Raw genomic sequence first — 5,902 nt, 5'->3', positions numbered from 1 at the left:
GACGGCCGATCCCGCCACGGGCGGGGCCCCGTCCCGTCCGCCGCCCATGCCGCCTCCGGCTCCAGCCCCAGGGCCAGCACGACGTCCAGGTCAGCGGAGGACAGGGGCATCACACGCCGGACCGGTGGGTCATCGGTCGGGGTACGGACGGGACTCGGTGGGGCCATCGGGTCGCCCGTCGTGGTGGTCGGGCCCGTCGTCGTCTCCCCCACCGCCCCGCACGCGGACAGAGTCGCCAGCCCGGCACCGGCGCCGAGCGCCAGTCGGAGGACATCGCGACGAGAGTGCACGGGGGAATGGTCTCACGTCCCGAAATGCGCGATGTCCCGGCTCCTCGCTCACGCGAGTAACCGGGACATGTCACTGAGTACCCCCGATGGGATTCGAACCCACGCTACCGCCGTGAGAGGGCGGCGTCCTAGGCCACTAGACGACGGGGGCCTGGTACGCCTCGACTCTAGCGACCCGACCGGCGCTCCACAAAATCGGCGGGCCGACCGCCGTTCACCCGGTGTAAATATGCACTCAGTCTACTTTTCTGTAGACTCTCCTGGTGACCTCACCGCCGGAACCGGACTCCCTCCGCGAGCGCAAACGCCGCGCCACGATGCTCGCCATCGAGGACTCCGCGACCTCCCTCGTACTCGAGCACGGGTACGACTGTGTGACGGTGGACCAGATCTGCGCCGCCGCCCAGGTCTCCAAGCGCACGTTCTTCAACTACGTGCCCTCGAAGGAGGCCGCCGTCATCGGTTCGCCGCCCCGGGACGTCCCGCTCGCGGTCCGCCGGGAATTCCTCGACGCTGCCGACCCGGACGTCCCCGGGGCGCTCCTGAGGCTGTTCCTCGCGGCGTTCGCGGCCGCGCGGATCGCGGACGACGCCCAGACCGCGACCCTGGCCCACCGTCGAGCGGAGATCTTCCGGGCCGACCCGGACCTCGGGGTGGCCCGGGTGACCGCGTCATCTCACTTCCAGCTCCGTCTGGTGGACCTGGTGACCGAACACTTCGAGCGCCACCCGGCCCTGCGCCGCCTCGACGGGGTCGCGGCCAGGGCGGAGGCACGTGCCTACGTGGCTCTCGTGGCCGCCTCGGCCAACCTCGGGCTGTCCACCTGGTTGACACGGGAGGCCGCGACGTTCGCCGACCTCGACGCCGAATGTGCCCTCGCCCTCCGGCAGCTCGCACTTCTCGTCACCGCGCCCTCCGACGCCACGCCGGCCGGGACCAGACCGGCCGGGACCATCTCCCCTGAGACCTCGGGAACCACGTCATGAGCGACACCAGCACGAACGACACCAGCACGATCGCCACGGACGATCGCCGACCCACCGGACCGGCTCCGGCATCCCACAACGTGCCGCTGGTCTTCACCTCCCTGCTGCTGGGGATGCTCATCGTGTCCCTGGGCCAGATGATCTTCGCGACCGCGTTGCCCACGATCGTGGCGGACCTCGGCGGGGTCGACAAGATGAGCTGGGTCATCACCGTCTATCTCCTGACCATGACCATCGGGCTCCCCGTGTACGGCAAGCTCGGGGACCAGATCGGCCGAAAGCCGCTCTTCGTCGCCGCCATCCTGCTGTTCCTCGGCGGCTCCGTACTCGGGGCCCTCTCGTGGAGCATCGACATCCTGATCGTCTCGCGCGCGATCCAGGGCCTGGGAGGTGGCGGCCTGATGGTGCTGTCGCAGGCGATCGTCGCCGACGTCGTCCCCGCCCGGCAGAGGGGCCGGTACATGGGGGTCATGGGGGCCGTCTTCGGACTGTCGTCGATCCTCGGTCCGCTCCTGGGCGGATTCTTCACCGAGGGCCCGGGCTGGCGCTGGGCGCTGTGGTTCAACCTGCCGATCTGCCTGCTCACCCTCGTGGTGGCGGTCCTCTACCTGAAGCTGCCCACCCGCGGCACGGGCCGCAGCACGGACTGGCCGGGCACCGTCCTCATGGTCACGGCCACCACGGCGCTCATCCTCGTCTGCTCGTGGGCCGGTAACCGCTACACGTGGACCGACCCCGTGATCCTCGGCCTCGCGGCGCTGTTCCTGATCTGCGCCGCGGCGTTCGTCCTCGTCGAGTTGCGATCGCCGCACCCACTGATCCCCATGACGCTGTTCGCGGAACGCAACTTCGCGCTCTCCACGGCCGCCGGGCTCATCATCGGCGTGGCGATGTTCGGGACCATCACCTACCTGCCCACCTACATCCAGATGGTCCACGGGCTCGGGCCCACCGACGCCGGACTGATGATGACCCCGATGATGGCGGGGATGATGGGAACCTCCATCGTCGTGGGCAACATCGTGAGCCGTACCGGCCGCTACAAGTGGTACCCCGTGGTCGGGACGGTCATCATGTCCGTGGGTCTGTGGCTCATCAGCTCCCTCGAGGCCGCCGACACCCTCCTGCACCTCGGAGCGGTCCTGTTCGTGTTCGGCTTCGGCCTGGGCCTGTGCATGCAGTTGCTCGTCCTGATCGTCCAGAACTCGTTCCCCGTCTCGATGGTCGGGACCGCCACCGCGTCCAACAACTTCTTCCGCCAGATCGGCGGGACGCTGGGATCGGCGATCGTGGGGTCGCTCTTCGTCAGCCGCCTGGCAGATCTCATGGGCGACCGGATCCCGGCCGCGGCGTCCGCGATGGGGCCGGAGGGGGCCGAGGTGGCCGCGTCGTTCGCCGAGGGCTCCGGCGCGGCGAACTCGATGAGCCCGGAGATCCTCGCCGGCCTCCCGGGGCCCCTGCACGACGCGATCGTGGGGTCCTACAACGACGCCCTGGTGCCGATCTTCCTCGTCGTGGTCCCCCTGCTGCTCATCGCCACGGTGCTGCTGCTGTTCATCCGGGAGGACCCCCTCAAGGAAACGGTCGACTGACCCCCGCGGCGGATCGAACCCGCCGACCGGGTGGCGTGCTCACCGCGCCGCCGGACCGGGGTGAGCACACCGACACGCGATCCACACCCGCGGCAACCGCCCCGTTACGCGACGGCGATAGCTTGCCCAGCGTGAACACTCCCCGAGAGACCGTCCTGCGTTTCCTCGCCGCACCCACCGACGTCGGCACCGGGAACCAGGTGCACACCGGCCGCATCCTCGAGTGGATCGACAAGGCCGCGTACGCCCAGGCCGCGGTGTGGTCCGGCGGGTACGCCGTCACCGCCTACGTGGGCAACGTCCGCTTCTCGCGGCCGATCGAGGCCGGTGAACTCGTCGAGGTGTCGGCGCGACTCGTCCACACGGGATCGACCTCGATGCACATCCAGTGCGACGTCCGGGCCTGCGACCCCGTGACCCTCGACTTCCGCCACTGCGCGGAGTGCCTGGTCGTCTTCATCGCCGTCCGCGAGGGGAGACCCACCCCGGTGCCGTCCTGGCGGCCCGCCTCCCGGTTGGAGGTCCACGAGTCCGACGAGGCGGTGATGCGCATCGCCCTGCGGAAGGACATCGAGGACGCCATGGCCGTCCAGAGCTATACCGACGCGGGAACCGCACCCCGATCGGCCCTGCGGTTCCTCGCGGCCCCCGGTGACGTGAACTGGGGCGGCAACGTGCACGGGGGGCGCATCATGTCGTGGATCGACGACGCCGCGAACCTGTGTGCGACCCATTGGTCGGGCACCCCGTGCACCTCCGTGTACGCCGGCGGGGTGCGCTTCTACCACCCGGTGAAGATCGGCCACGTCGTCGAGGTGGAGGCCAGGCTCCTGCACACCGGTCACGAGACGATGCACGTGTCCGTCCACGTGCGGTCCGGTGAGCCCACGTCACCCGAACGGGTGCTGACGACCCATTGCCTGGCCGTGTGCGCGGCTCTGGGCCCGGATCTCCGCCCCACCCCGGTCCCCCACTGGACCCCGCTGACCGCGGAGGACCGTGATCTCGACGAACACGCGCGGCACCTCATCCGGCTCCGAGGACGGGGGCGGGTCGACGTGACGACCGCCGGTTGACCGGACCAGTCCGTCCGTTCTCCCCCGATCGGAAGAAGGACGGCGCCGGGATGCACCGGGGTGGAGAGGACCGGGGTGGAGAGGACCGGGCCGAGAACGAGAAAACGCCCGGAGCATGATGCTCCGGGCGTTCTCGTGTGTACCCCCGATGGGATTCGAACCCACGCTACCGCCGTGAGAGGGCGGCGTCCTAGGCCGCTAGACGACGGGGGCTCAGGACGCGGCTCCGCGAGGAACCGCTGCAGTGAGCGCTACAACGCGCTCAGCTGGCCTACCAGGACTCGAACCTAGAACGACGGTACCAGAAACCGCTGTGTTGCCAATTACACCATAGGCCACTGTATTCACTTGTCCGCCCCGTGCGGGGCGACCTCGAAGAGACTATCAAAGCACCGAGGGTGAATAGCAAATCGCCAGGTCATTCAGCGATGGGCGCGGCCTGCAGGCGGGCCAGTGTGACCTCGCGACCCAGCAGTTCCAGCGACTCGAACAGCGGCGGGGAGATGTGCGATCCGGTCACCGCGACCCGCACCGGACCGTAGGCCTTACGCGGCTTGAGCCCGAGCTCGTCGACCAGCGCACCGGAGAGCGCGGCCTCGATCGCGGGGGTGGACCACTCCGGCACCGACTCCAGTGCGGCCGCCGCCGCGTCCACCACCTCGCGCGCATCGGCCTTGAGGTTCTTGGCGGCGGACCCGGGGTCGACGACGAACTCCGACTCGTCCACCACCAGGAACCGGATCAGGTCCCACGCGTCGGACAGCACGACGATGCGGGTCTGCACCAGATCCGCGAGCACCGCCCAACGATCACCGTCCAGCTCCGCGGGCAGCGTGAGTCCGTCCTCGGACGGGTGTGCCTCGAGGAAGTCCCGCAGCCGACGCGCGAACTCCTCCGGCGGGAGCCGCCGGATGTGCTCGGCGTTGATCGCGTCCGCCTTCTTCTGGTCGAAGCGCGCGGGGTTGGCATTGACCTGGCGCACGTCGAAGGCCTCCACCATCTCCCGGAGGGAGAACACGTCGCGGTCGTCCGACAGTCCCCAGCCCAGCAGCGCCAGGTAGTTGAGCAGCCCCTCGGGCAGCATGCCGCGGTCGCGGTGCAGGAACAGATCCGACTCGGGGTCCCGCTTGGACAGCTTCTTGTTGCCGTCCCCCATCACGAACGGCAGATGCCCGAACTCGGGCACACGGTCTGCGACCCCGATCCGGGTGAGCGCACGGTAGAGCGCGATCTGCCTGGGGGTCGAGCTGAGCAGGTCCTCGCCGCGCAGGACGTGGGTGATCTGCATGAGCGCATCGTCCACCGGGTTGACCAGGGTGTACAGCGGGATCCCGTTGCCCCGGGTGAGCGCGAAGTCCGGAACGGTGCCGGCCTTGAACACGGTCTCCCCGCGGACGAGGTCGTCCCACCCGAGGTCCTCGTCCGGCATCCGCAGCCGGATCACGGCGCCACGGCCCTCGTCCCGGTAGGCCTGCTTCTGCTCCTCCGTCAGGTCGCGGTCGAAGCCGTCGTACCCCAGTTTGGGGTCGCGCCCGGCCGCCCGGTGGCGCGCCTCGACCTCGTCGGCGGTCGAGAAGGACTCGTAGGCCTCACCGGCGTCGACGAGCCTGCGCACCACATCGAGGTGCTGGTCGCGTCGTTCGGACTGGCGGTAGGGGGCGTACGGACCGCCCACCTCCGGACCCTCGTCCCAGTCCAGCCCGAGCCACCGGAGCGCGTCGAGCAGGGCCTGGTAGGACTCCTCCGAGTCGCGTGCGGCGTCGGTGTCCTCGATGCGGAAGACGAAGGTCCCGCCCGTGTGCCGGGCGTGAGCCCAGTTGAACAGCGCCGTCCGGACGAGCCCCACATGAGGAGTACCGGTGGGCGACGGGCAGAAACGGACACGGACGTCTGGGGCTGTCATGCGCACCATCCTAGTGACGGTCCCGGCTCGCACCCCCGCGCAGGACCGGCCTAGG

The 5,902-nt window shown here is 69.6% G+C and carries 4 protein-coding genes, 3 tRNA genes and 1 pseudogene; 3 read left to right on the top strand and 5 right to left on the bottom strand.

The window, feature by feature from the left end; translation table 11 throughout:
* A pseudogene (locus G6017_RS16505) lies at nt 1–290 on the bottom strand (ABC transporter substrate-binding protein); the annotation flags it as partial.
* A 78-nt stretch (nt 291–368) separates the two neighbouring features.
* Nucleotides 369–441 (bottom strand) — tRNA-Glu (locus tag G6017_RS12760).
* Between the two features lie 112 nt (nt 442–553).
* On the opposite strand from G6017_RS12760, the gene G6017_RS12755 reads away from it, so the two are divergent.
* The 3 genes from G6017_RS12755 (at nt 554) to G6017_RS12745 (ending at nt 3,944) form a co-directional block, all read left to right on the top strand.
* Nucleotides 554–1,276 (top strand): TetR/AcrR family transcriptional regulator, encoded by a 723-nt coding sequence (locus tag G6017_RS12755; protein WP_182609688.1) that lies wholly within the window; start codon nt 554–556, stop codon nt 1,274–1,276.
* Entirely contained in the window at nt 1,273–2,868 is a 1,596-nt protein-coding gene (locus G6017_RS12750) for an MDR family MFS transporter (protein WP_187701084.1), read from the top strand. Before G6017_RS12755 ends, G6017_RS12750 begins: the two co-directional genes overlap by 4 nt.
* Nucleotides 2,869–2,999: 131 nt before the next feature.
* Nucleotides 3,000–3,944 carry a hotdog domain-containing protein gene (locus G6017_RS12745; RefSeq protein ID WP_179525507.1) on the top strand — a complete coding sequence of 315 codons (945 nt, stop codon included), beginning with the start codon at nt 3,000–3,002 and terminating at the stop codon, nt 3,942–3,944.
* Nucleotides 3,945–4,084: 140 nt separating this feature from the next.
* Here the strand turns inward: G6017_RS12745 and G6017_RS12740 are convergent.
* From G6017_RS12740 to gltX, 3 genes are all read right to left on the bottom strand, one after another.
* A tRNA-Glu gene (locus G6017_RS12740) sits at nt 4,085–4,157 on the bottom strand.
* Nucleotides 4,158–4,210: 53 nt separating this feature from the next.
* A tRNA-Gln gene (locus G6017_RS12735) sits at nt 4,211–4,282 on the bottom strand.
* 80 nt (nt 4,283–4,362) lie between these two features.
* Complete coding sequence (gltX, locus tag G6017_RS12730; protein ID WP_182609687.1) at nt 4,363–5,847, bottom strand: glutamate--tRNA ligase; 1,485 nt, start codon at nt 5,845–5,847, stop codon at nt 4,363–4,365.
* Nucleotides 5,848–5,902: the final 55 nt, after the last annotated feature.

This window comes from Dietzia sp. B44 (genome assembly GCF_014145245.1).
In the GTDB taxonomy this organism is placed as follows: Bacteria; Actinomycetota; Actinomycetes; order Mycobacteriales; family Mycobacteriaceae; genus Dietzia; species Dietzia natronolimnaea.
Note: the sequence above shows the minus strand (reverse complement) of the source record. Positions and strands in the feature narration are given on the sequence as shown.